Genomic DNA, 23613 nt, shown 5'->3' with positions numbered 1-23613 from the left:
TTTATCTTAAAGCTAATCATAGCGAAAAACCAAGTAATCTCTTAAATAGAAATAAAATATAAACAGATTACTTCGTCATACTTCTTAGTATTGATGTAAATAATTACGTTGAAAACTTAACAAATCTATGTTTCTTGTAGCTTTTTAAACAACTCTACAACTTATTGCCTTTTTAAAATACAACTAATTGGTTTTTTCATAATCTTTGCACTTTCAATTAAAATTAAAAAACAAAAAAAATGAAAGTTGCTATTGTTGGCGCTACCGGAATGGTAGGAAGTGTGATGTTAAAAGTATTAGCAGAAAGGAATTTCCCTATTTCTGAGTTGATTCCTGTTGCTTCAGAAAGATCTGCTGGAAAAAAATTATCGTATAATGGTACAGAATACACCATTGTTACTTTACAAGACGCAATACAAATGAGACCAGATATTGCGTTATTTTCTGCTGGTGGAGAAACTTCTTTAGAATGGGCTCCAAAATTTGCCGAAGTGGGAACAACAGTCATCGATAATTCTTCTGCTTGGAGAATGGATCCAACAAAAAAATTAGTTGTGCCAGAAATTAATGGAGATGTATTAACTGCGGATGATAAAATTATTGCAAACCCTAATTGTTCTACCATTCAATTGGTGATGGCGTTAGCGCCTTTGCATTTAAAATATACAATGAAACGTGTTGTAATTTCTACCTACCAATCTGTTTCTGGAACTGGCGTAAAAGCTGTTCAACAATTAGATAATGAAGAAGCCGGAATTGATGGCGAAATGGCATATCCTCATAAAATTGGAAGAAATGCCTTGCCGCATTGTGATGTTTTTTTAGAAAATGGTTACACCAAAGAAGAAATGAAATTAGTAAAAGAACCTAAGAAAATTTTACGTGACGATTCTTTTTCTGTTACAGCAACTGCGGTTAGAATTCCGACTGCAGGCGGACATTCAGAAGCGGTAAATGTGCAGTTTGAAAACGATTTTGACCTGCATGAAGTTCGTGAAATTTTAAGAAATACAACAGGAGTTATTGTACAAGATGATTTGGCGAACAACGTGTATCCAATGCCAATTACTGCACACGATAAAGACGAGGTTTTTGTGGGGAGAATCCGTAGAGATGAATCGCAAGAAAACACCTTAAATTTATGGATTGTTGCAGACAACTTACGAAAAGGTGCTGCTACAAATACCATACAAATTGCAGAATATTTGGTGGCTAATAATTTGGTTTAAGCTATACGTTATTACCCGTTTTTGTCATTCTCGCGAAAGCGTGAATCCAAACTTACTTTGTTACAGTTCTTTAATTCTCTGAAAAACTACTTATTTAGTATGGGTTCCCTTTTTCAAGTGAATGACAAGATTAAAGCCTTTATTACAAGACACAATATCACAAAAAAACCCGAGTTCTTACTCGGGTTTTTTTTTACTTAGTTACTTTTAAAACGTCTGCAATAATGCGTTCTAATTCTGCTTTTGGCAAAGCGCCATTTGCCATTTGCGGTTCAGCATCCATCGGGCAAAATAACATCGACGGAATACTTCTTATTCCGAATGCCGCAGACAATTCTTGTTCTGCTTCTGTATCAACTTTATAAATATTGATTTTATCGCCATATTCTTCACTTAATTCTTCTAAAATCGGAGCAATCATTTTACAAGGTCCACACCAATCTGCGTAAAAATCTATAAGTGCAGGAACGTTTCCTTCAAACTTCCATTCTTTGTTTTCTTCGAAATTAAAAACCTTTTCTAAAAAGGTTGCTTTTGTTAAATTTTCTGTCATTCCATGATTATTTAATTTACAAAGTTAGACGTATTTTTTTAAACCAAATTACACTCTAAAAAATAGTACATTTGTGCTTATTTTTCTAATGAAAAATCTAAATATATTATGCTTTCTGTAACTAGTATTTCTTTTCAATATCAATCCAAAAAACCTGTTTTAAAAGACATCTCTTTTCAACTAAACAAAGGAGAACACTTGTGTGTGATGGGCGAAAGTGGTTGCGGAAAATCTACTTTATTGAAAGCTATTTACGGTTTGTTAGATCTAAACAATGGAACTATTTTTTGGGACGATACAGAAGTATTGGGTCCAAAACATCATTTAGTTCCTGGAATGGATTTTATGAAACATGTTGCGCAAGATTTTGATTTGATGCCGTACACTTCTGTTTCAGAAAACATAAAGAAGTTCTTATCGCGATTTTATCCTGAAGAAGCCGAAAAAAGAACCCAAGAATTATTAGAAGTTATTGAAATGACTGCTTTTGCCAATGTGAAAGTAAAAACGTTAAGCGGCGGACAACAACAACGTGTTGCCATTGCGAGAGCCTTGGCAAAAGAACCAAAATTAATTTTATTAGACGAACCTTTTAGTCAGATTGATAATTTTAAAAAGAATTCTTTACGAAGAAAGTTATTTGCCTACTTAAAAGAAAAAAATATTGCCTGTATTGTTGCAACGCACGATGGAAATGATGCACTTTCTTTTGCAGATAAAATGTTGGTAATTCAGAACAATCAAGTCATTGCAAATGATACGCCAGATAGTTTATATCAAAATCCGCAACTAAAATATGTTGCTTCTTTATTTGATGATGTTAATGAAATTACTATCAATAATAAAACACATTTGTTGTATCCTCATCAAATTAAGATTGTAGAAAAATCTGAATTAAAAGCAAAAGTGTTTAATGCTTACTACAAAGGTTCTTTTTGGTTGATAGAAGCTGATTTTGATGGAGAAAAAGTGTTTATAAATCATATTGCTGAGTTAGAAAAAGGAGAAAAAGTAGATTTAGAGTTCTTATTAAGTTAAAAGTGCGCTTTTTTAATTTTACTTGTTATTAAAATTGTTTTTGGGTAACTTGGCTAACTCGGAATTTAGTTCAATAAAATGGAACGATATTCGTTAATTATATATTATTTAAAACATGGAAAATGAGTAAAAGAAAGTTTATAGTTTCATTATTAATTTTAATAACAGGTTTAGGTCATGCTCAATCTGATAAAATAAAAATAAAATCCGATAACCTTAATGAATCAAATTATCTTAAAGTGGATGATTTTTATTTGACTCACTATTTATATATCGATTTATTCTTAAGAGAAAATTTATTTCCAGGTGCAAATTCTGAGGATGTTTCCTCTATAACAAAAGCTATAAAAAAGTATGTTTCTGTTGAAACACCTTTGGAAATTGAAATTGAAAAACCTGGTAATAGAAATTATAAAATCAAAGTTACAATTTTAGTGAAAAGTGACGGAACCAAATTATTAATCGCATTTACAAATTGGAGTGTAAAAAAAAGGAAGTTTGAGAAAGAAATTAAAGTGGAGAATGATTCATATACAAGGTGGTATTTTCTGAATGGTAACAAAATGACATACAGAAAAGATATGTCCGATCAAAATGATTATTCCAACATGAATAAAACTGACTTAGCAAATTCATATTTGTTTGATGAATTAACAGAAAATGATTCAAAGATAAAAAGCACTATTGATGAAGCAATGAAAGAACAAAATCAAGCTATAAAAGATACTATAATGACTAATTTAATTCTTTTAAAATATCTTATTTACTTGAGAAATAGTGATGATGTAAATAAACAAGTCAACCATTTGAATGAGTTATTTGTAGCCAATAAATCAAAGACAAATTTAAAGGGTTTAGAAATGGCATTTAATGCAACAAAATTTCAAATTGAATTAATGAAATAAGAACTTTATAGCTTAATTTATAATATTAATCTCAACCTGTTTTCCACTAAAAACAAAAGTATCTTTTTCTTTTTTACCCAACATTAATTTACCAATCGGAGAAGAAACAGAAACTGCAAAATAGTGTTCGTTTGCAACAACCAATTGCCCGGCGCTAATGCTTAAAAAATAGGCTGCATCATTGGTTTTTACCAAACTTCCTACATGTGCAATAGTAGAATTTTTAGATACATCAATTTTAGCTAAGGTTTCTTTCATTTGTAAAACACCTTGTAATTGTTGTCCTGCTTTTTCCATTTCTAATTGCAACATGGCGCGGCCAGTTTCGTGTTTATCACCGGCAGAACTTTTGGTTTCTGATTGCAATGCTTTTAGGTTGGAAGATATAATTTCTTGAATAGTTTGTAAGCGGTTGTTTACAAATTTTTCACATTGATTGTATAATTCTTGTTTTACATTCATAAGATTTCTTTTGTCATTACGGATAACGTGAAGCAAACCTTTCTTAAATTAACAGGTTGCTTTGTTTTACTTGAAATGATATTAATCATTTACAAACGCAGCTAATTCTTTACCAATTAAACTACCAATGGCAACACCCATTCCGCCCAAACGAACACCACAAAAAACATTGTTAGACAATTGTTTTACAATGGCTTTTTTCTGATTGCCAACGCCCATAATTCCGCTCCAAGAAAGTTCAATTTCAACATCTGAATCTGGTAAAATAATTTCTTTTAAAATGGTTTCTAAAGAGTTTTGTACGATTTCCGTTTGTCCGAATTCTGTAGTTTCTTCTGTTTTAAAATCTAAATTTCTTCCGCCTCCTAACAAAATTCTATTGTCGATGTTTCTAAAATAATAATAGCCTTTATCTAAGTGGAAAGTTCCTTTTATGTGTAAGTTTTTAATTGGTTTTGTTATGACAACTTGCGCTCTTGCAGGTTTTACATTTTCATCAAATAACTCTTTTGCAAAACCATTGGTTGCAATAAATACTTTATCTGTGCAAAATTCATATTTATTGGTTTTTACCGAAACGAAAGTTCCGTTATCCACAAATTTTTCTACAGTAATATTGTTCAGGATTTTAACACCTAATTTTTGAACTTTTTGCAGTAATTCTGCAACCATTCTTCCAGTATCTATTTGTCCCTCAAAATTGTTTGTAATATAGTTTTCATGAATATCTTGAAAACCAAAAAAGTTGTAATCATTCGTAAAAGTAGCTTCTTTAAAAATTGGCTCTAAAAGCAAATTAATTTCTTTTTTTCTAGCCATACATCTGTAATAAAAACCTTCATCCCTAAACAATTCATACCCTTTGTTTTGTTGAAAATCAATGTTTTTATCACCTAAATTTTGACGCAATAAATGCAATCCTTCCCAACGCTTTTTTACCAAATTAAAAACTTCTTGTTCTGAGTGTGTTTTTAAATCGTCAATCAATTCTGACAAGCTTCCAAAGCAAGCAAAACCTGCGTTTTTTGTACTTGCTCCTTGTGGCAACATTCCTTTTTCTAAAATTAAAATATTGGCATACGGATACCTCTTTATCAATGTTAAAGCGCAGTTTAAACCTACAATTCCGCTTCCAATAATTGTAAAATCAATGCCAGTAAACCATTCTTTGAGTTCCCAATAACTATAATTCATTTTAAATATTTTTATCAAAACACAAGCTATTTACAACACCTTCATATTGTCCGTAATTTGTATTCATTCGTTTGTAATTACATTTTTGATATAATTTTACCGCTTCAACCTGTCGTTCTCCAGTTTCTAAAATAACCTTTTTATAGCCTAATTCTTTTGCCCACTTTTCTAATTCGTTCAAAATTTTTACAGCAATTCCTTTTCCTCTTTGCTTCTTATTTACAAACATTCTTTTTACCTCAACAGTATCAGCATCAAAATGTTTAATAGCGCCACAACCAACAGGAATTGTTTCTAAATAAACCAAAACAACATGTTTTATTACATCAATATGATTGTACTGGTTGTAAAAATCATGATCTTCTCCATCAGTAATTTTTAAATATGCGTCTAAGTCTTTTATCAAATTGATAAAATGATTGTTTTCTGAATTTGTTCTTTTTATTTCTAGTTTCATTTCATTAGGTTTCGACTCCGCTCAACTTGACATTTAGTTGTATTACTTAAAAACGATGTGATTTAAAAATCAAATTTTAATTGGACAAAAACTGGATCTTTTTTTTCTGTGTTTAAATTACCGAAAGATAATCCTAATAATCGAACCGAGTTTTTTAACTTTTCTTGATATAATAATTCTTTTACAACTGGGAAAAACTCTTCTTTTTTTTGCATAAAAAACCCAACTGTTTTGCTTCTTGTTTGCTGTGTAAAATCGCTATACTTTATCTTTAACGTGATTGTTTTTCCTTTGGTATTTGACTTCATCATCCGTCGTTCCAATTCTTTTGCAATGTTCTCTAATCGCTCTAATAGAAAGACTTCTGATGAAATATTTTCATTAAAAGTACGTTCTGCCGCTATTGATTTTTGAACACGATTTACCTTTACTTCACTGTTATGAATTCCTCTAACAATATGATAATAACTACCACCAGATTTACCAAACAAAGCAATCAATTCTTCTTGTGTTTTTTGCTTTAAGTCGCTGCCTTTAAAAATTCCATGATTGTGCATTTTTGCGGCAGTCACTTTTCCGATACCGTAAAATTTATTGATAGATAATTCTTCTAAAAACGGAATAACCTCTTCTGGATTTACCGTTTTTTGTCCGTTTGGCTTGTTGATGTCTGAAGCTACTTTTGCTATAAATTTATTGATAGAAACTCCTGCGGATGCTCGTAATTCCAATTCGTCCCAAATGCGTTGTCTAATTTCTTCTGCGATTAAACTCGCAGACGGATTTCCTTTTTTATTTTCTGTTACATCCAAATACGCTTCATCCAACGAAAGTGGTTCTACCAAATCAGTATATTCATAAAAGATTTCTCTAATTTTTTTTGAAATTTCTTTATAGCGAGAAAAACGTGGTGGAACAAATAGTAAATGCGGACATTTTTGTTTTGCCAACACACCGCTCATTGCAGATCTTACCCCAAATTTTCGAGCTTCATAACTTGCCGCAGAAACCACTCCACGAATTTCGTTTCCGCCAACAGCCAATGGTTTTCCTCTTAAATCTGGATTATCCAATTGCTCAACAGACGCATAAAAGGCGTCCATATCTACATGAATAATCTTTCTAAAAGGCGGTTGCAATTCCATCTTTCGAAAATACAAAAAACTTGCTGTTTGTCATTTCGAAATGAGCTTTTTTAAGCGATTGAGAATCCAGTTTTTTATAGTTTCCTCCTTATTCTTCGTTCGGAATAACAATAATATTATTTCAAAAAGTCAACACAAATTTGTGTTACTTTTTTTAATGCTTCAGATAAAACACCTTTTTCCCAAGGATGCGAAGTGTTAAAAACATGATTGGCATTTTCAATAATTTTTAACTGACTTTTGGCATTCCAAGAATGCAAATTTTTAGCTTCGTCAATAAAAACAGATGTGTCGTTATCGCCATGAATAATTAAATACGGAATTTTCAAATTCGTAACTGCACGCTGAATTGTCAATCGGTTTTCGTTTTGTTTAAAGTCTTCATAAAACTGATAAAAATGTGGCATTTGTTGTTTTGTTCTTCCGTTTTCAACATATTTTACACCGCCTTTTTTCCATTGTTCTAAGTCGCCAGAAGTTGCTGTTCTTTTTCCAAAATCACAAACTCCAGCCAAAGAAATCACCTTAGAAATCCTTGTATCTTCTTCCGATTTTATCGTTACAATCCCGCCCGCTCTACTATGTCCTATTAAGGAAATGTTGTTTACATCTATTTCTTTTTGATATTCAGCATTTGAAGAAACCCAATTAATTACGGTTTCTAAATCATCTAATTCTTTGGTGTAATTATTATTGCCAAATGCTTCTAAATCTGGAAAATCGATTGGTTGATTTACCGTTCCGCCATTGTGAGAAAAATTGAATTTTATAAAGAAAAATCTTGCATCAGCAAAGGCTTTTGCCATCAAATTCCAAGCGCCCCAATCTTTAAAACCTTTGTAACCATGACAAAAAATAACGACTGGTTTTTGCTGCTTGTTGTCAGTATAAAAAACATCAACCAAAATTGGCTTGTTGTATTTTCCTTCAAGGATTGTATTCTTAATTAACTTCATCAATTATTAATTTAAAACAACAGTTTTTATCAACATAAAAACAGCAACTAATCCTGTTATAATGCTTAATATCAAACTAATATCTTTTGTTAATTTACCCGTTTTCTTCTGAATATTCTTTGCATATTTTCCATATAAAAACAAAATACAAAAAGTACCAATTGTAGAACCAATAATAAAAAATGCAACTGGAAATCTATCAAAACTCATTAAGTTAAACACTTCTAAAGTTGCAGTAACTCCACAGAAAAACGGAATAGCAAACATGTTTAACATCGATAATACAACTCCAGATAGAAACGAATTTCCTTTTCTATCTTTACTTGCTTTTACTTCTTTCTTATTACTTTTAGATTGCTTGAAAAAGTAAATAGATAATAGAATAAAAATTACAATTCCTGCTTTTTCTAAGGTTTCTAAAATTGTTGGATTTTCATAAATATATTTCGTTAACAAAATTGCTATAAATGCTTGTATAAAAACAATCAACGAAACTCCTAATGAGTAAAATTGTGCTTCTTTTTCATTTTTTTCTAAGCTAATTTTTAAAGCTGTCATGTTTAACATGCTTGGTGTAATTGAACCTGAAAATGAAAAAGCAAAACCAAAAAGAAAGTGTAAAAGAATACTCATTATGTATTATAGTTATTTTGCCAAAGATTGCTTTTAATTTTGTGAAAACAAAAAACGCATCAAAATTTGATGCGTTTTTATACTATATTTTGTTAATTATTAAACCACTCCTTGATCTAACATTGCATCGGCAACTTTTACAAAACCTGCAACATTTGCTCCTTTTACGTAATCTACATATCCATCAGCTTGTGTTCCGTATTCTACACAAGAAGCATGAATATCGTTCATAATTTGATTCAGTTTTGCATCAACTTCTTCTCTTGTCCAGTTAAAACGTAAAGAGTTTTGGCTCATTTCTAAACCAGAAGTTGCAACTCCACCAGCATTAGAAGCTTTTCCAGGAGCGAATAAAATTTTCGCTGCTTGAAATGCTTCAATAGCTTCTGGTGTAGAAGGCATGTTTGCTCCTTCTGCAACACAAATACATCCGTTTTTTAATAATGCTTTTGCTTCTTCTCCATTTAGCTCGTTTTGAGTTGCGCAAGGTAAAGCAACATCACAAGTAACCGACCAAGGTCTTTCTCCTGCAAAGAATTTTGCATTTGGATATTTCTCTACATATTCGTTGATTCTAGCTCTACGAACATTTTTAATTTCCATAATGTGTGCTAATTTCTCAGCGTCTATTCCGTCTGCATCATAAATATATCCAGAAGAATCAGACATTGTTACTACTTTTGCGCCTAATTCAGTTGCTTTTTCAGTTGCGTATTGAGCAACATTTCCAGATCCAGAAACAACAACTGTTTTTCCTTCAAAAGAATCTCCTTTTGTTTTTAACATGTTTTGTGCAAAATACACATCTCCATATCCTGTTGCTTCTGGTCTAATTAAAGATCCACCCCAAGATGCTCCTTTTCCTGTTAAAACACCAACAAATTCGTTGCGTAATTTTTTATATTGACCAAACATAAATCCAATTTCTCTTCCTCCAACTCCAATGTCTCCAGCAGGAACATCTGTGTTTGCACCAATATGACGGAATAATTCTGACATAAAAGATTGGCAAAACGCCATTACTTCTCTATCTGATTTTCCTTTTGGATTGAAATCTGAACCACCTTTACCGCCGCCCATTGGCAACGTTGTTAAAGAATTTTTAAACACTTGTTCAAAACCTAAAAACTTTAAAATTGATAAGTTTACAGATGGGTGAAAACGCAAACCTCCTTTGTAAGGTCCAATTGCTGAGTTAAACTCAACTCTATATCCTCTATTTACTTGTATTTCTCCATTATCATCAACCCAAGGTATTCTAAATAAAATTGTCCTTTCTGGCTCTACCATTCTTTCTAACAATTTTTTTCCTTGATATTTTGGGTTGTTTTCTATAAATGGAATTACCGTTTCTGCAACTTCATGTACAGCTTGTAAAAATTCTGGTTCGTTAGAATTACGTTCTTTTACGTAATCCATAAAGGCACTTATTTTAGATTCCATAGGTTTTAAATCTATTTTTATTTAAAGTTTGATTAATTAATAGGGAGCAAATATAACTAAATTTCAAACCTTTGAATTTAAATCTGATTTTTATTTTGCTTATAACGAACTCTTTCGCTTTGCTGTGTTTTAGTTTCGTTTAAAAATCATAAATTTGCAAACTACTTATTTTAAAAAAGAAAATGTTAGATAAAGTAAAAGTACTGATTGGTGATGTAAAAGCTTTTAAAGCTACTTCTAAAGAAGAGGTTGAAGCTTTCAGAATAAAATATTTAGGAAGCAAAGGTTTGTTAAAAGGATTGTTTGCCGAATTTAAAAATGTTGATGCTGCTTTGCGTAAAGATTTTGGACAAGCGTTAAACACACTTAAAAAATCTGCTGAAGAAAAAGTAACCGAATTAAACGAAAACTTAGATAATTCTACTGAAGAAAAAAATATTTATGGCGATTTATCTCGTCCTTCAGAGCCAATAGAATTAGGTTCTCGTCATCCAATTTCATTGGTAAAAAATCAAATTGTTGAAGTATTTAACAGAATTGGTTTTACCGTTTCTGAAGGTCCAGAGATTGAAGATGATTGGCATAACTTTACTGCCTTGAACTTGCCAGAATATCATCCAGCAAGAGACATGCAGGATACTTTTTTTATAGAACAAAATCCAGATATCTTATTAAGAACACACACTTCTTCTGTGCAAGTTAGATATATGGAAAACAATACACCTCCTATTAGAACAATTTCTCCTGGAAGAGTTTTTAGAAACGAAGATATTTCTGCGCGTGCGCATTGTATTTTTCATCAAGTAGAAGGTTTGTATATAGATACAGATGTTTCTTTTGCCGATTTAAAACAAACGCTTTTGTACTTTACAAAAGAAATGTTTGGGAAGTCTAAGATTCGTTTACGTCCTTCTTATTTTCCGTTTACTGAGCCAAGTGCAGAAGTAGATATTTATTGGGGATTAGAAACAGAAACAGACTACAGAATTACCAAAGGAACTGGTTGGTTAGAAATTATGGGTTGTGGAATGGTTGATCCAAACGTTCTAAAAAACGCAAATATTGATCCAACAGTATATTCTGGTTATGCATTCGGAATGGGAATTGAACGTATTGCCATGTTGTTATATCAAATTCCTGATATTAGAATGTTTTACGAAAATGATAAGCGTTTCTTAGAACAGTTTAAGTCGGTGATTTAATTTTTTTATTAAAAAAAAAGTGTCAGTTCGTTCGAGCGGAGTCGAGAACTACTTTGTTTATTGACCTCTCGACTCCGCTCGAGGTGACATCATCAAAATAAAAATGAAAAAAGACATTCAAATTCCAGAAGTCACCGATGTAGAAATCGCTGTTGTTTATGAATTCAACGATGAATATAAAACGGATGATTGGAACATTTACATTATCAACAAAAAAGAGATTGATTTAGAATTGGTTGTTATTGTTTCTCAAGGATTTAACGAAACAAAAGCCACATCAATATTAAGGAAGAAACTCGATAAATTACCTGCAAATGCTTTTGCTAAAGTAGAGTTTATTCAGCCAGAATTATTCAAACTTCACAACCGTTTTCACGTAACTTTTTTTGAAGGAAATACTTTACATGAAAAAACATTTATCTTTCAAAAAGACACCATTAAAGAAGGTGGTTTACGTATGATTGATGAGATTAAAAAACGTGGGATTTTAGCCAACTAGTAACTATCTATCATTTCAACGATAGGAGAAATCTCACATTTAAAAATGACATTGTGGTTTTACTTAGTTCATGTTACTTCGAGTGATTTTCGATTTTATGAGAAAATTGTATCGAAAAGTTAATTATCATCCAAAAAAACCAAAAGCTAAATACAACAAAACTGTAATTGCACCACCAACTAATGCGTACGGCATTTGTGTTTTTACGTGATCTATATGATCACTTGCAGAAGCCATGGACGAAATTATAGAAGTATCTGAAATTGGTGAACAATGATCTCCAAAAATTCCACCACCCAACGTTGCTGCAACAATTAACGGAATTTCTGCTCCATGAATATTTGCCATCGGAATTGAAATTGCCATCATAATAGCAAAAGTTCCCCAAGAAGTTCCGGTAGAAAATGCAATAAACGAACTGATTATAAAAACAACTGCTGGCAATAATTCTGGCGACAACCATTCTTTAGTTGCATTAGCAACATAAACACCTGTTTCTAATTCTTTACAAGCGTCTCCAATTGCAAAAGCCAATAACATTAACAATGCTAATGGCATTAATTCGCTAATTCCTTTTAGCGTTAAATCTACCGCTTCTTTTGGTTTCATAATTCCTTGAATAAAATACATCGTCATTGCTACTAATAAAGAAGTAATTACCGCGTATAAAACTGACGAAGAACCAGAACCATTCCCGATTGCTTGTGAAGCATGATCTAAAAAAGAAGTAGATGTTTTTACTGCATCCCAACCTGTATATATTAAATTAATTGGCATCATAAAAACCATCACCGCTAACGGAACAATCATATTATAGGCTTTTGCTTCGATTCCTTCTTTTGGCGGAAAAGAAGTTACTGCGTCAGAAACCATTGGTGTTGAACCTTCGTTCATTAACAAACCGGTTTCTTTGGTTCTTTTTTCGGCTTTTTTCATTGCTCCAAAATCTTTCTTTGTAAAAATGATAATGAATACAATTGTAATCGCTAAAAGCGGATAAAAATTATATTTAATTGAGCTTATCATCACAGAAAAAGGTTTGTCAATTCCTTGTGTTAATAATAATCCCATAATAAATGCTCCCCATGCATTAAACGGAATTAAAATGGATGATGGCGCCGAACTTGAATCAGCAATGTATGCGAGTTTTTCTCTCGGAATTTTTAATTTATCAAAAATTGGACGATATAATGTTCCTACTGTTAATGAGCTAATACTTGTTTCTACAAACAACAACAACCCTGTTACTGTAGCTAAAACCTGCACCATTACTCGGCTATAACCAGCTTGTTTTTTTTCAACTTTAACAATTAATTTATTTAAAATATTGATAAAGCCCTCTACACCTCTAGAAAATTGAATAAAAATTAACAACGCTCCAACCAAAGCACTAAACATAATAGTTCTTGTGTTTCCTTCGGATTGAAATACATTTACCAATCCTTCTATCATTGCTAATGTTCCTTCTAACGGATTCCAGCCTTTAATAATCAACCAAGAAAACCAAATTCCGAATATTAAAGCGATGTACACTTGTTTTGTTCTTAAAGCTAAAATAATTGCAACAATTGGTGGTACTACCGACAAGAAACCATAATCCATAAAAGAAAGTTTTTATTTTTTTTAAAGATACTAATTAAAACAAAATCTGAGTTCTTTTGAAGTTTATTCCTATTTTTATTCTCAAATTCTAAAAAATATGGCAAAGTTTTATACATCAATTACAAAAAGACTTCAAAGTTTTATAGAAAAACAGAAGGTATTTTTTGTTGCAACAGCTCCAAAAAATGGTAGAATAAATTTATCGCCCAAAGGAATGGATTCTTTTAGAGTTGTAAACGAAAACAAGGTTTTGTGGTTAAATGTTACTGGAAGTGGAAACGAAACTGCTGCACATTTGCAAGAAAATAATAGAATTACGATGATGTTTTGCTCTTTTGAAGGTGCGCCAAATATTTTACGCTTATACGGAAAAGGAAAAGAAATTAAACCAAACGATGCTGATTGGAACGAAGTAATTTCTTTGTTTCCGAAAACTCCAGGAACACGTCAAATTTTTGAGATTGATATAGAAAGTGCACAAACTTCTTGCGGAATGTCGATTCCGTTTTTTGATTATAAAGGTGAACGAGACGAGTTAAATAATTGGGCTTCTGATAAAGGAAAGGCAGGTATTAAAGAATATTGGAAAGAAAAAAACCAAACCAGTATTGATGGTTTACCAACAAATCTTTTAAACTAATTTATCTATAATTACAACGTTTTAACTTTCTTAATTCTAGTGTTTTCAAACTCGTCTAAAGAAATTTCTAAAAAGCTTCTTTGTGGTCTATTTTGATAGTTTTTAGTTTTTGTTCCTCCAATAATATACAGTTTATCATTTCTATATTGGATTTGCGAAAAGTACAATTCTAAATCAATTCTAAATTCTTTTAGCTCTTTTGTTATTGTGTTATAAGTAACTATTAAATCTTTTTCAAAAAGATAAATGGTGTTTTTATTTTTAGTGATTGCTGGTTTTTCCATTGCGGTAAACAACTCGCCTTCTTTTTCCCATTTACCAGTAATTAAATTAAAACTTTCTATTTCTGTTAGGTTTCTATTTTCGTTTCCACCAAATAAATACAGTTTCTTATCTAAAATAACTCCGCTTGTTTCTTTTCCTTTAGACATTGTAGTTAATAAGTACCAATAGCCTGTTTTAAAATCATAAAGGTGAATTTTATCTGTATATTTTTTAAGTAAATTCTCTTGCAATTTTGTTGATCCTCCAATAACAAGTAGTTTATCTTCAAAAACCAAGGCTTCAAAGTTTACTCCTTGATGTGGATTCATTTCATCAATTATTATTGAGTCTTTTTTTATATTTAAAACCTCAATTTGAGGCATTAACATTTCTTTCATTTTACTTAAAGTAAGTTGTTTTCCTCCAAGTAAATACACTTCATTTTTATATGCTACTGCTTTATGATAAGCTCTTGCCTTTGGTTCTAAGGAGCTTGTTTGCCAAGTTTTACTTTTAAAATCATAGAAAAAAACTTTCTCTCTATATTTATAAAAATTACTTGGTTTGTTTTTTGTTAAAAACTTTAAAATACTACCATCACTACTGTCCGTTAATTCGCTTAACCCCTTTTGATTAGAAAACTGAACATCAGAAGCATCTCCACCAAAAGTATATAGTTTATCATCTATTAAAACTGCACCAAAAGAATGTATTTTTTTAGGTAATTCTGCAAGTTTTGTATACTGAATATACTTTTTTAATTCTCTTTTTGAAGTGATGGTAACCTCATCTAATTTTAAATTTTTTTCAGTAAGATAAATAGTTAGATCTTTTCTGTTTTTTAACTGGATAAACTTACTGTGATATTTTATATGTGAAGCTTCTAAATTAGTAGATGTAATTCCAGAAATTGTTGCAAGTCCATCAACATTCGTTAAAAAAACTTCTTTTCCAAATTTAAGATGCACCTCTGCAATTGGTAAATTTGTTTCACTATCTAACACTTTTACAACAAAGGTTTGACCGTAAATTAACGAGGTTGCAAAACTTAATAAAAAAACTAAAGTAATTTTTTTCATAGTAAGCTATTTTTTATTGTGTTGAGTTTTCATGTGCTTCTAAATCTTTAGTTAAGTCTAATTTTCTTAACGTTGGATTTACAAAACCTGTTGTTACAACAGTAATTAAAGTCATTGTTCCTCCAAAGACAACTGCTGTAACCGTTCCCATTAATCTTGCTGTTAATCCGCTTTCAAAAGCACCCAATTCATTAGATGAACCTACAAACATTGAATTTACAGAGGCAACTCTTCCTCTCATATTATCTGGCGTTTTTAATTGTAAAATTGTTTGCCTAATAACCATCGAAATTCCGTCTGTTACGCCGCTAAAGAATAATGCAATAATCGAAATCCAAAAAACGGAAGACAATCCAAAGACAATAATACAAATTCCAAAACCAAAAATAGCTGCTAACAATTTCATTCCTGCATTTTTACTGATAGGAATATATGCAGTAATTAACATAGTTAAAAATGCGCCAATTGCTGGTGCTGCTCGCAATGCGCCAAATCCTTCTGGACCAACTTTTAAAATATCTTGAGCATAAATTGGTAATAAAGCGATGGCGCCACCAAAAAGTACAGAAATCATGTCTAAAGTAATGGCTCCTAAAATTGCTTTTGTTTTATAAACAAACTGAATTCCTTCTTTTAAACTTTGAAAAATAGGTTCGCCAATCTTCGGGTTTAATATTGGTTTCTTTTTGATTAAAAACACCAAAAAGAAAGAAAGTAAAACTAAAAAAAACACAATACTTAAAGACCAATGTACACCAATCCAAGCAATAGTAAGCCCAGCAAAAGCTGGTCCTAAGACAGATGCCATTTGCCAAGTAGAACTACTCCAAGTTGCTGCATTTGGATACAACTTTTTAGGAACAATTAAAGCTATTAAAGAAAAAATAGTTGGTCCAAAAAATGATCGTAAAAATCCGCCAAAAAACACCAAAGCATAAATTGAAAACAATACTGTTTTTTGCGACCAATCTTCCACAAAACTAGGCAAGGTTAAGAAAAACAATCCTAAACTTATCAATGAAAAAGCAGCGGTACAAATTGCTAATAAATTTCGCTTTTCTTTTTGATCTACAATATGACCAGCAAAAAGTGCCATAGAAACCGCAGGAATAACTTCCATTAAACCAATAATTCCTAATGATAATGGATCTTTTGTAATGCTATAAACTTGCCATTCTATAATAATAAATTGCATTGACCACGCAAAAACCAACGCAAAACGAACCAATAAAAAAATATTGAACTCTTTTATCCGCAAAGCGGCATAAGGATCTTTTTTTGTTTTTTCCACAAATTTAATTCAGTTTTAGATCCATTAAAATAGCAAAAGTTTGGTTTACAGCTTTTTCTTTAACAACAATTGTCATTTCGTGAGTTGTTGAAATTATTTCTTGTAAAGGAATGTTTTCCCAAGCTAATTGTTTTAAAATAAAGTAATAAATTCCTGATTGATCTAAATTATTCTTAGGTAATTTTATGGTAATTGAAGCCAAATCTAACACACTATGAATTAAAGTTTCGTTTTTAAAAATATCTTCTACATGTTCTTGTAAATTTTTACTAATTACGATATTGGTTTCGAAAATTCCTTGAGAAACAGTTAAAAAATAGTCATTACTATCAGAAACTTTGCTTAATAATTTTGCAATTTCTTTTAATAATGAAGGTGTATTTTTAAATGTAAAATCACATAAATCTGAACGAACAATAAAATCTCCTAAATTAGAAGCAAGCTTTTTTATATTTTTTCTAATTCTGATTTCATTTGCTGGTGATAAACGATTTATCGCCATCATTACAGCGCCAATTTTTACTTCTTTTTTTAAAATTTTAGAAACTTCTGGCATTATAATTCTTGCTAAAGACGACACATTGATTAACTTTTCATTCAATGCTTCTTCTATAAAAGGTGTTTTACGAATGGTGCTTTCTACTGCTTCTTGAATTGTTTTCATATTTGTTTAGTTTTAAACACAGTGTTATAATATGTAAAAATATTAAATAAAATTGTCACAGTTTGTATTTCGTTGTTTTTTTGTGCGAAAATAAGTAAAATGATTGTTTTAAAATTTGGTGGAACTTCTGTTGGAAATGCAGAAAACATAAAAAAAGTTGTTGAAATTATTACAGCATGTAAGACTCAAAAAATAGTAGTTTTATCAGCTGTTTCTGGCACAACAAACTCTTTACTTGCTATTTCAAAAGCAATAAAAACGAAGCAACCAAAACAAGCTTTAGAGTTGATACAACGTTTAGAAAATGAGTATCAAGTTTTAATAAATGAACTATTTGTTTCTAATCAATTTAAAGACAAAGCGCTTTTTTTTATAGTCGAAAAATTTAATTTTCTTAGAAGTTTATCAAGTACTGATTTAAATTTAGAAAATACAATTGTAGCTCAAGGAGAAATTTTATCTACCAATTTAGTTTCTATGTATTTAGAGGAATCTAACATTTCTTCATCTTTAATTTCTGCTTTCGATTTTATGGAAGTGAAGAATGATAATGAGCCAAACATTTTAAAAATAAAAGAACAATTAACAGCAATAATTAATCAAAATTCAACAGAAAAACTTTGGATTACTCAAGGTTTTATCTGTCAAAATGAAAAAGGGCAAATTTCAAATTTACAACGTGGCGGAAGCGATTATACAGCGTCGTTAATTGGTGCTGCTATTAATGCTGATGAAATTCAGATTTGGACAGATATTGACGGAATGCATAATAATGATCCGCGTTTTGTAGAAAATACTTTTTCTTTAAAAGAAATTTCTTTTGATGAAGCTGCTGAATTGGCATATTTCGGTGCAAAAATTTTACATCCGCAGAGTTTAATTCCCGCTAAAGAAAACAATATTAATGTGTTGTTAAAGAACACATTTAGTCCGTTTTCTAAAGGAACTATCATTAAAAATAAATCAATAAATAGTGGTTTTACGGCAATTGCGGCTAAAGACGGAATTACAGCAATTAAAATAAAATCGTACAGAATGTTAATGGCTTATGGTTTCTTAAAAAAGGTTTTTGAAGTTTTTGAAAACAACAAAACGCCTATTGACATGATTACAACATCTGAAGTTGCAATTTCTTTAACTATCGATGATATTTCTTATCTTTCGGAAATAATTTCGGAACTAGAACCATTTGGTAAAATAAATGTAGATTCTGATTTAAGTATAATTTGTGTTGCTGGTGATTTTTCCCAGAAAAAAGAAGGAATTAGTGCGTTGGTTTTTAATGCATTAAAAAATATTCCTGTTAGAATGATTTCTTACGGAGGAAGTGATTATAACATTTCGCTTTTGGTAAAAACAACCGATAAAATAGCAGCATTAAATTTGTTAAATAACGAATTATTTAAAGAAAAATATTTGTTGTCGGAAGCAATCGAGACGTTTGAATGCTAAATTAAAAACGTAATTTTTTATTCAGTTATTAAATGTAACAAACAACTAATTCAACTTATGCGTTAGTTTTTCAAACTGATCTTTTGCTTCTTTTCCGTTATATAAAACATTGTAAACGGCATCAATAATTGGAGTTTTTGCTCCATTTTTTTGGTTGATTTCAAAAGCACTTTTTGTAGCATAATATCCTTCAGCAACCATACTCATCTCCATTTGTGCAGATTTTACGGTATATCCTTTTCCAATCATGTTTCCAAACATTCTGTTTCTACTAAAAGTTGAATATCCTGTTACTAATAAATCTCCTAAATATGCAGAGTTATTTATGTTTCGCTTCATTTTATGAACCTTTTTAATAAAGCGTTTCATTTCTCTAATTGCATTGCTCATTAATACCGACTGAAAATTATCTCCATATCCTAAACCATGAGCAATTCCGGCAGCAATCGCATAAATATTTTTTAACATTGCAGCATATTCTGTTCCAATAATATCATCAGAAATCTTTGTTTTAATATAACTACTCGCAATATATTTACTTAACATAATGGCTTTTTCTTGGTCTAAACACGCCAATGTTAAATACGATAAACGTTCCATTGCAACTTCTTCTGCATGACAAGGACCTGTAATCACTCCAATATTTTCTAATGGAATATTATATATTTTATGAAAATGTTCTCCAATAATTAATCCTGTTTCTGGCACAATTCCTTTAATCGCAGAAAAAATAGTTTTTCCTTCTAATGAAACTGTTAGTTTTTCTAATTCTGATTTTAAAAAAGCAGACGGAATTACAAATATTAAAACATCATAATTACTTACAAAATAATTTATATCATTAGATAAATCTAATTTTTCTGGATATAGCTCGGCAGAACTTAAATAGTTTGGGTTATTTTGGTGTTTTTTAATGTGTTCTATTGCAGTAATATTACGCATATACCAACCAACATTTTCTAAGTTTTCGGTTAGCATTTTAACAATTGCTGTTGCCCAACTTCCTCCGCCAAAAACTGCTATTTTAGGGTTTGAATTCATATTTAAGTAAATTATTATATTCAAATGTAATAAAACAAAGTTCTAACGCCCAATACTTGCGGTAATTATTATATTTGTACAAGACTTTTTCTTTTGAGTAATTTAAAACGCTTTTTTAAAGACACTATTATTTATGGTATTGCGGCAGTTTTGCCAAGAGCGATAAATATTTTTTTAGTGAAACTACACACCTCAACTTTAGAGGCAGATAAATATGCCGTAAACACAGATTATTATGTGTATGCTGCTTATTTTAATGCGTTACTAACTTACGGAATGGAAACGGCTTTTTTTCGTTTTTTTTCGAAAGAGAAAGACAAAGGGAAAATCGTTTCAACCTCTTTTATTAGTTTGCTAATTACAAGCTTGTTGTTTTTAATTACAATGTTGTTTTTTAGTACAGCTATTTCTGATTTCTTCGGGTTTAAAAATCCGTTATTTTTTAAGTTATTAGTTTGGACAATTACTTTAGATACTTTTGTTGTAATTCCGTATGCATATTTACGTGTTGCCAACAAACCAATGCGTTTTACCGTTTATAAGATTTTAAATATTTTAATTTTTGCATTGTTAAATGTATTCTTTTTATGGTTTGTTCCGTATGCAATTAAAAATACTATTTACTTACCAAATTTTATCGTAGAATATTACAATTCGTATCCTAAAGTGATGCATATATTTGTTGCCGGAACTGTTGCGAGTGCCACCACATTTTTACTTTTATTTCCAATTGTTTTTAAGTTTAAAATCGATTTTGATTTTCAGCTTTTAAAGAAAATGTTGCGTTACAGTTTACCAATTATGATTGGAAGCTTGGCTTTTGTAACCAATGAAAATTTAGACAAATTATTGTTGGGTGATTTAATTGGAGAATCTCAAATGGGAATTTATGCGGCTTGTTATAAATTAGGCGTTTTTATGACCTTGTATATTATGGCTTTTCGATTAGGAGCAGAACCATTTTTCTTTAATCAAGCGGATAAAAAAAACGCCAAAGAAACCTATTCAAAAATTTTAACTTGGTTTACTATTTTAGGTGCGTTATTTATGTTAATTGTTGTTGTTTTTATTGATGTTTTTGCTCATATTCTACTGGGAAAGCCAGAATATTTTGAAGCCTTACAAATTGTACCAATCATCTTATTGGCAAATTTATTTTTAGGAATTTACAACAACTTATCTATTTGGTATAAACTAACAGATAAAACAAAATTCGGAATGTATTTTTCTGTTTTAGGTGCAATTATTACCATTGTATTTAACATTATAATGATTCCTGAAATTGGATTTATGGCTTCTGCGTGGGCAACTTTAATTACCTACGGATTTATGATGATACTATCTTATTTTGTGGGTAAAAAACATTATCCGGTTCCGTATCAATTAAAAAAAGTTGGATTTTATGTGCTTTTCGCAACAGTTTTATGTTGGATTTCTTTTAGTTTGTTTAGAGGGAATATTTGGTTTTCAATTTCAACAATTTTTAGTTATTTTGGGCTTGTCTTTTTGATAGAAAAATCAACCATAAAACAATTTTTGAAACGCTAAACTATGAACGTACAAATTATCAATACATCTAAACACCAAACTCCAACTTACGAAACCGAAGGTTCTGCAGGAATGGATTTACGTGCAAATATTAAAGAAGCCATCACACTAAAACCTTTAGAAAGAACTATTGTAAAAACAGGTTTGTTTATCGCTCTACCAATTGGTTTTGAAGCGCAAGTTAGACCAAGAAGTGGTTTGGCTGCTAAAAAAGGAATTACAGTGTTAAATTCTCCTGGAACTGTTGATGCAGATTATCGTGGAGAAATCGGTGTGATTTTAGTGAATTTATCAAACGAAGAATTTGTAATTAACGATGGCGAACGTATTGCTCAATTGGTCATTGCAAAACACGAACGTGTAAACTGGCAAGAAGTTGACGTTTTAAACGAAACAGAACGTGGTGCAGGCGGATTTGGAAGTACAGGAGTGTAAAAATTAATATCAATTAAAATAGTAGAATTATGATTTTAGGAGTATCAGAATGGTTAAGTGGTAAATTAGGATGGAAAGTACAAAATATTAGAATTGCTTTTGTTGTATGTGTTTTATTCGCTGGTTTTGGTATTGGTTTGTATTTAATTTTGTGGCTCGTAAAAATGTTTTCTAAATAGAAAACTACTCAACATTTTTATATAATTGACTCATTTTACGAACGTCATCTCGCAAGAAGTCAAAGTTTAAAAATTCGTGTGAATGATATTGAAATCCGAGTTTTTTATAAAACTCAAATGCTTGTGGTTGCTTATTCATTGCATCTAACCAAATCACTTTATAGTTCTTTTCTCTTGCTTTTTCTTCCAACCAAAAAAGGAGTTTTTTTCCAATTCCGTTTCCCTGGGTTTTTGGATGGATGTAAATACGATGTAATTTAACCTGCTTTTCCGCTTTTAAACCTGCTAGTTTTTTATCCCAAACAATCCTAAAATTTCCAACAATTTCATCCTTAAAAAGGATAAAATAATAATCGTTTTTTACTTCTAATAAATCTTTTAAAACAGCAGATTCTGAATATTGAGAATCCACATACCAACTTCCATTATCTTTCCAAAAATGAGAATAAACTGGTATGTAGATTTCTTTCATTAAAGAAAACAACAATTCACAATCAGAATTTTTTATAGGTTGTAAAGAAATTTGAGGTGTAATTTGTATCATGATGTAAATGTAAAAAAGCTATTTCGAATAATTGAAATAGCTTTTTAAATAACGTAGAACTTTTAAAAATACTTACTCTTGATTATTTATTGCTTCTTTAATTTTTGTTTCTAATTCTTCAGCTAATTCTGGATTATCATTTATCAATCCTTTAACCGCATCTCTTCCTTGCCCTAATTTTGTTTCTCCGTAGCTAAACCAAGAACCACTTTTCTTTACAATTCCTAATTCTACACCAATATCTAGAATTTCTCCAACTTTAGAAATTCCTTGTCCGTACATAATATCAAATTCTGCAACTTGAAAAGGCGGAGCTACTTTGTTCTTTACAACTTTTACTTTTGTGCTATTTCCAATAACACGATCGCCATCTTTAAGTTGAGTTCTTCTACGAATATCTAAACGAACAGAAGCGTAAAATTTTAATGCATTTCCACCTGTTGTTGTTTCTGGATTACCGAACATCACGCCAATTTTTTCTCTTAACTGATTGATAAAAATTACCGTACATTTTGTTTTAGAAATGGTTCCTGTTAGTTTACGTAATGCTTGCGACATTAAACGCGCATGTAATCCCATTTTAGAATCACCCATTTCGCCTTCAATTTCTGATTTTGGAGTTAATGCTGCAACAGAATCAATCACAACTATATCAATTGCTCCAGAGCTAATTAAATTATCTGCAATTTCTAATGCTTGCTCACCATAATCTGGTTGAGAAATAATTAAATTTTCTATATCTACGCCTAAGTTTTCTGCGTAATAACGATCAAAAGCATGTTCTGCATCAATAAATGCTGCAATTCCGCCAGCTTTTTGAGCTTCTGCAATTGCATGAAGCGTTAACGTTGTTTTACCAGAAGATTCTGGTCCGTAAATTTCTATTACTCTTCCTCTTGGATATCCACCAACACCTAATGCTAAATCTAATCCTAAAGATCCTGAAGAAATCGCTTCAATATCTTCTACTTTACTATCGCCCATTTTCATTACAGCTCCTTTTCCATAAGCTTTATCCATCTTATCTAAGGTTAATTGTAATGCTTTTAATTTTGCTGTTTTTTCTTTATCTGCTGCCATATCTTTCTGCTATAAATTTTTTTAAAATAAGAACGACTAAGTTACGAAATGAGAATAATATTTTATTGTTTTTTTGAC

At 30.7% G+C, this 23613-nt stretch carries 25 protein-coding genes; 10 read left to right on the top strand and 15 right to left on the bottom strand.

Translation table 11 applies throughout. The features are described from left to right. The first annotated feature begins 239 nt into the window (after positions 1-239). Positions 240-1229, top strand: a complete 990-nt coding sequence (locus ABDX67_RS01835) for an aspartate-semialdehyde dehydrogenase (protein ID WP_347173121.1) — start codon at positions 240-242, stop codon at positions 1227-1229. A gap of 193 nt (positions 1230-1422) precedes the next feature. On the opposite strand, the gene trxA is transcribed toward ABDX67_RS01835, so the two are convergent. Further along, positions 1423-1782 (bottom strand): thioredoxin, encoded by a 360-nt coding sequence (trxA, locus tag ABDX67_RS01830; protein ID WP_347173119.1) that lies wholly within the window; start codon positions 1780-1782, stop codon positions 1423-1425. Between the two features lie 108 nt (positions 1783-1890). Between trxA and ABDX67_RS01825 the strand changes: the two genes are divergently transcribed. Continuing rightward, positions 1891-2820: an ABC transporter ATP-binding protein gene (locus ABDX67_RS01825; protein ID WP_347173118.1), complete on the top strand. Its 930-nt coding sequence runs from the start codon at positions 1891-1893 to the stop codon at positions 2818-2820. Between the two features lie 122 nt (positions 2821-2942). Next, positions 2943-3725, top strand: a complete 783-nt coding sequence (locus ABDX67_RS01820) for a hypothetical protein (RefSeq protein WP_347173117.1) — start codon at positions 2943-2945, stop codon at positions 3723-3725. Between the two features lie 12 nt (positions 3726-3737). Here the strand turns inward: ABDX67_RS01820 and ABDX67_RS01815 are convergent, their stop codons facing one another. From ABDX67_RS01815 to gdhA, 7 genes are all read right to left on the bottom strand, one after another. Then, the gene (locus tag ABDX67_RS01815; protein ID WP_347173115.1) at positions 3738-4187 is read right to left on the bottom strand and encodes a 3-oxoacyl-ACP synthase; all 450 of its coding nucleotides are present in this window, start codon (positions 4185-4187) and stop codon (positions 3738-3740) included. A gap of 81 nt (positions 4188-4268) precedes the next feature. Then, positions 4269-5381 carry an NAD(P)/FAD-dependent oxidoreductase gene (locus ABDX67_RS01810; RefSeq protein WP_347173113.1) on the bottom strand — a complete coding sequence of 371 codons (1113 nt, stop codon included), beginning with the start codon at positions 5379-5381 and terminating at the stop codon, positions 4269-4271. A gap of 1 nt (position 5382) precedes the next feature. Beyond that, positions 5383-5838: a GNAT family N-acetyltransferase gene (locus tag ABDX67_RS01805; RefSeq protein WP_347173112.1), complete on the bottom strand. Its 456-nt coding sequence runs from the start codon at positions 5836-5838 to the stop codon at positions 5383-5385. A gap of 62 nt (positions 5839-5900) precedes the next feature. Beyond that, complete coding sequence (gene dinB, locus ABDX67_RS01800) at positions 5901-6983, bottom strand: DNA polymerase IV (protein WP_347173111.1); 1083 nt, start codon at positions 6981-6983, stop codon at positions 5901-5903. A gap of 116 nt (positions 6984-7099) precedes the next feature. Continuing rightward, positions 7100-7939: an alpha/beta hydrolase family protein gene (locus tag ABDX67_RS01795; protein ID WP_347173110.1), complete on the bottom strand. Its 840-nt coding sequence runs from the start codon at positions 7937-7939 to the stop codon at positions 7100-7102. Positions 7940-7945: 6 nt separating this feature from the next. Further along, positions 7946-8572 carry a LysE family transporter gene (locus ABDX67_RS01790; protein WP_347173109.1) on the bottom strand — a complete coding sequence of 209 codons (627 nt, stop codon included), beginning with the start codon at positions 8570-8572 and terminating at the stop codon, positions 7946-7948. A 99-nt stretch (positions 8573-8671) separates the two neighbouring features. Continuing rightward, the gene (gene gdhA, locus ABDX67_RS01785) at positions 8672-10015 is read right to left on the bottom strand and encodes an NADP-specific glutamate dehydrogenase (RefSeq protein WP_347173107.1); all 1344 of its coding nucleotides are present in this window, start codon (positions 10013-10015) and stop codon (positions 8672-8674) included. 182 nt (positions 10016-10197) lie between these two features. On the opposite strand from gdhA, the gene pheS reads away from it, so the two are divergent. Next, on the top strand, positions 10198-11217 hold the full coding sequence (gene pheS / locus ABDX67_RS01780; RefSeq protein WP_347173106.1) for a phenylalanine--tRNA ligase subunit alpha: 1020 nt from the start codon (positions 10198-10200) through the stop codon (positions 11215-11217). A 103-nt stretch (positions 11218-11320) separates the two neighbouring features. Then, positions 11321-11716: a hypothetical protein gene (locus ABDX67_RS01775; protein ID WP_347173105.1), complete on the top strand. Its 396-nt coding sequence runs from the start codon at positions 11321-11323 to the stop codon at positions 11714-11716. Between the two features lie 126 nt (positions 11717-11842). Here the strand turns inward: ABDX67_RS01775 and ABDX67_RS01770 are convergent, their stop codons facing one another. After that, complete coding sequence (locus ABDX67_RS01770) at positions 11843-13318, bottom strand: Na+/H+ antiporter NhaC family protein (RefSeq protein ID WP_347173103.1); 1476 nt, start codon at positions 13316-13318, stop codon at positions 11843-11845. Between the two features lie 97 nt (positions 13319-13415). Between ABDX67_RS01770 and ABDX67_RS01765 the strand changes: the two genes are divergently transcribed. Beyond that, on the top strand, positions 13416-13958 hold the full coding sequence (locus ABDX67_RS01765) for a pyridoxamine 5'-phosphate oxidase family protein (RefSeq protein ID WP_347173102.1): 543 nt from the start codon (positions 13416-13418) through the stop codon (positions 13956-13958). An 11-nt stretch (positions 13959-13969) separates the two neighbouring features. On the opposite strand, the gene ABDX67_RS01760 is transcribed toward ABDX67_RS01765, so the two are convergent. From ABDX67_RS01760 to ABDX67_RS01750, 3 genes are read right to left on the bottom strand one after another with little or no spacing between them, the layout of a single operon-like run. Further along, on the bottom strand, positions 13970-15301 hold the full coding sequence (locus ABDX67_RS01760) for a Kelch repeat-containing protein (protein ID WP_347173100.1): 1332 nt from the start codon (positions 15299-15301) through the stop codon (positions 13970-13972). A gap of 13 nt (positions 15302-15314) precedes the next feature. Then, entirely contained in the window at positions 15315-16592 is a 1278-nt protein-coding gene (locus tag ABDX67_RS01755) for an MFS transporter (RefSeq protein ID WP_347173098.1), read from the bottom strand. A gap of 4 nt (positions 16593-16596) precedes the next feature. Further along, on the bottom strand, positions 16597-17256 hold the full coding sequence (locus ABDX67_RS01750; protein ID WP_347173096.1) for a hypothetical protein: 660 nt from the start codon (positions 17254-17256) through the stop codon (positions 16597-16599). A 99-nt stretch (positions 17257-17355) separates the two neighbouring features. On the opposite strand from ABDX67_RS01750, the gene ABDX67_RS01745 reads away from it, so the two are divergent. Then, on the top strand, positions 17356-18708 hold the full coding sequence (locus ABDX67_RS01745; RefSeq protein WP_347173094.1) for an aspartate kinase: 1353 nt from the start codon (positions 17356-17358) through the stop codon (positions 18706-18708). Between the two features lie 45 nt (positions 18709-18753). Here ABDX67_RS01745 and ABDX67_RS01740 read toward each other — a convergent pair whose 3' ends face one another. After that, positions 18754-19749: an NAD(P)H-dependent glycerol-3-phosphate dehydrogenase gene (locus ABDX67_RS01740; RefSeq protein ID WP_347173092.1), complete on the bottom strand. Its 996-nt coding sequence runs from the start codon at positions 19747-19749 to the stop codon at positions 18754-18756. Between the two features lie 93 nt (positions 19750-19842). Between ABDX67_RS01740 and ABDX67_RS01735 the strand changes: the two genes are divergently transcribed. Genes ABDX67_RS01735 through ABDX67_RS01725 form a run of 3 tightly spaced genes read left to right on the top strand, consistent with a single transcriptional unit; the run spans position 19843 to position 21911 of the window. Next, complete coding sequence (locus ABDX67_RS01735; protein WP_347173091.1) at positions 19843-21297, top strand: MATE family efflux transporter; 1455 nt, start codon at positions 19843-19845, stop codon at positions 21295-21297. Positions 21298-21300: 3 nt separating this feature from the next. Then, a complete protein-coding gene (gene dut / locus ABDX67_RS01730; protein WP_347173090.1) occupies positions 21301-21732 on the top strand; it encodes a dUTP diphosphatase in 432 nt (143 codons plus the stop codon). A gap of 29 nt (positions 21733-21761) precedes the next feature. Then, the gene (locus ABDX67_RS01725) at positions 21762-21911 is read left to right on the top strand and encodes a PspC domain-containing protein (protein WP_347173088.1); all 150 of its coding nucleotides are present in this window, start codon (positions 21762-21764) and stop codon (positions 21909-21911) included. Positions 21912-21915: 4 nt separating this feature from the next. On the opposite strand, the gene ABDX67_RS01720 is transcribed toward ABDX67_RS01725, so the two are convergent. Together ABDX67_RS01720 and recA are read right to left on the bottom strand one after the other, a co-directional pair. Beyond that, complete coding sequence (locus tag ABDX67_RS01720; protein ID WP_347173087.1) at positions 21916-22455, bottom strand: GNAT family N-acetyltransferase; 540 nt, start codon at positions 22453-22455, stop codon at positions 21916-21918. A 72-nt stretch (positions 22456-22527) separates the two neighbouring features. Then, complete coding sequence (gene recA, locus ABDX67_RS01715) at positions 22528-23535, bottom strand: recombinase RecA (protein WP_347173085.1); 1008 nt, start codon at positions 23533-23535, stop codon at positions 22528-22530. Between the last annotated feature and the right edge of the window lie 78 nt (positions 23536-23613).

It is taken from the genome of Polaribacter uvawellassae (assembly GCF_039748955.1).
GTDB classification, from domain to species: Bacteria; Bacteroidota; Bacteroidia; order Flavobacteriales; family Flavobacteriaceae; genus Polaribacter; species Polaribacter uvawellassae.
This window is presented reverse-complemented; position numbering and strand designations above follow the sequence as displayed.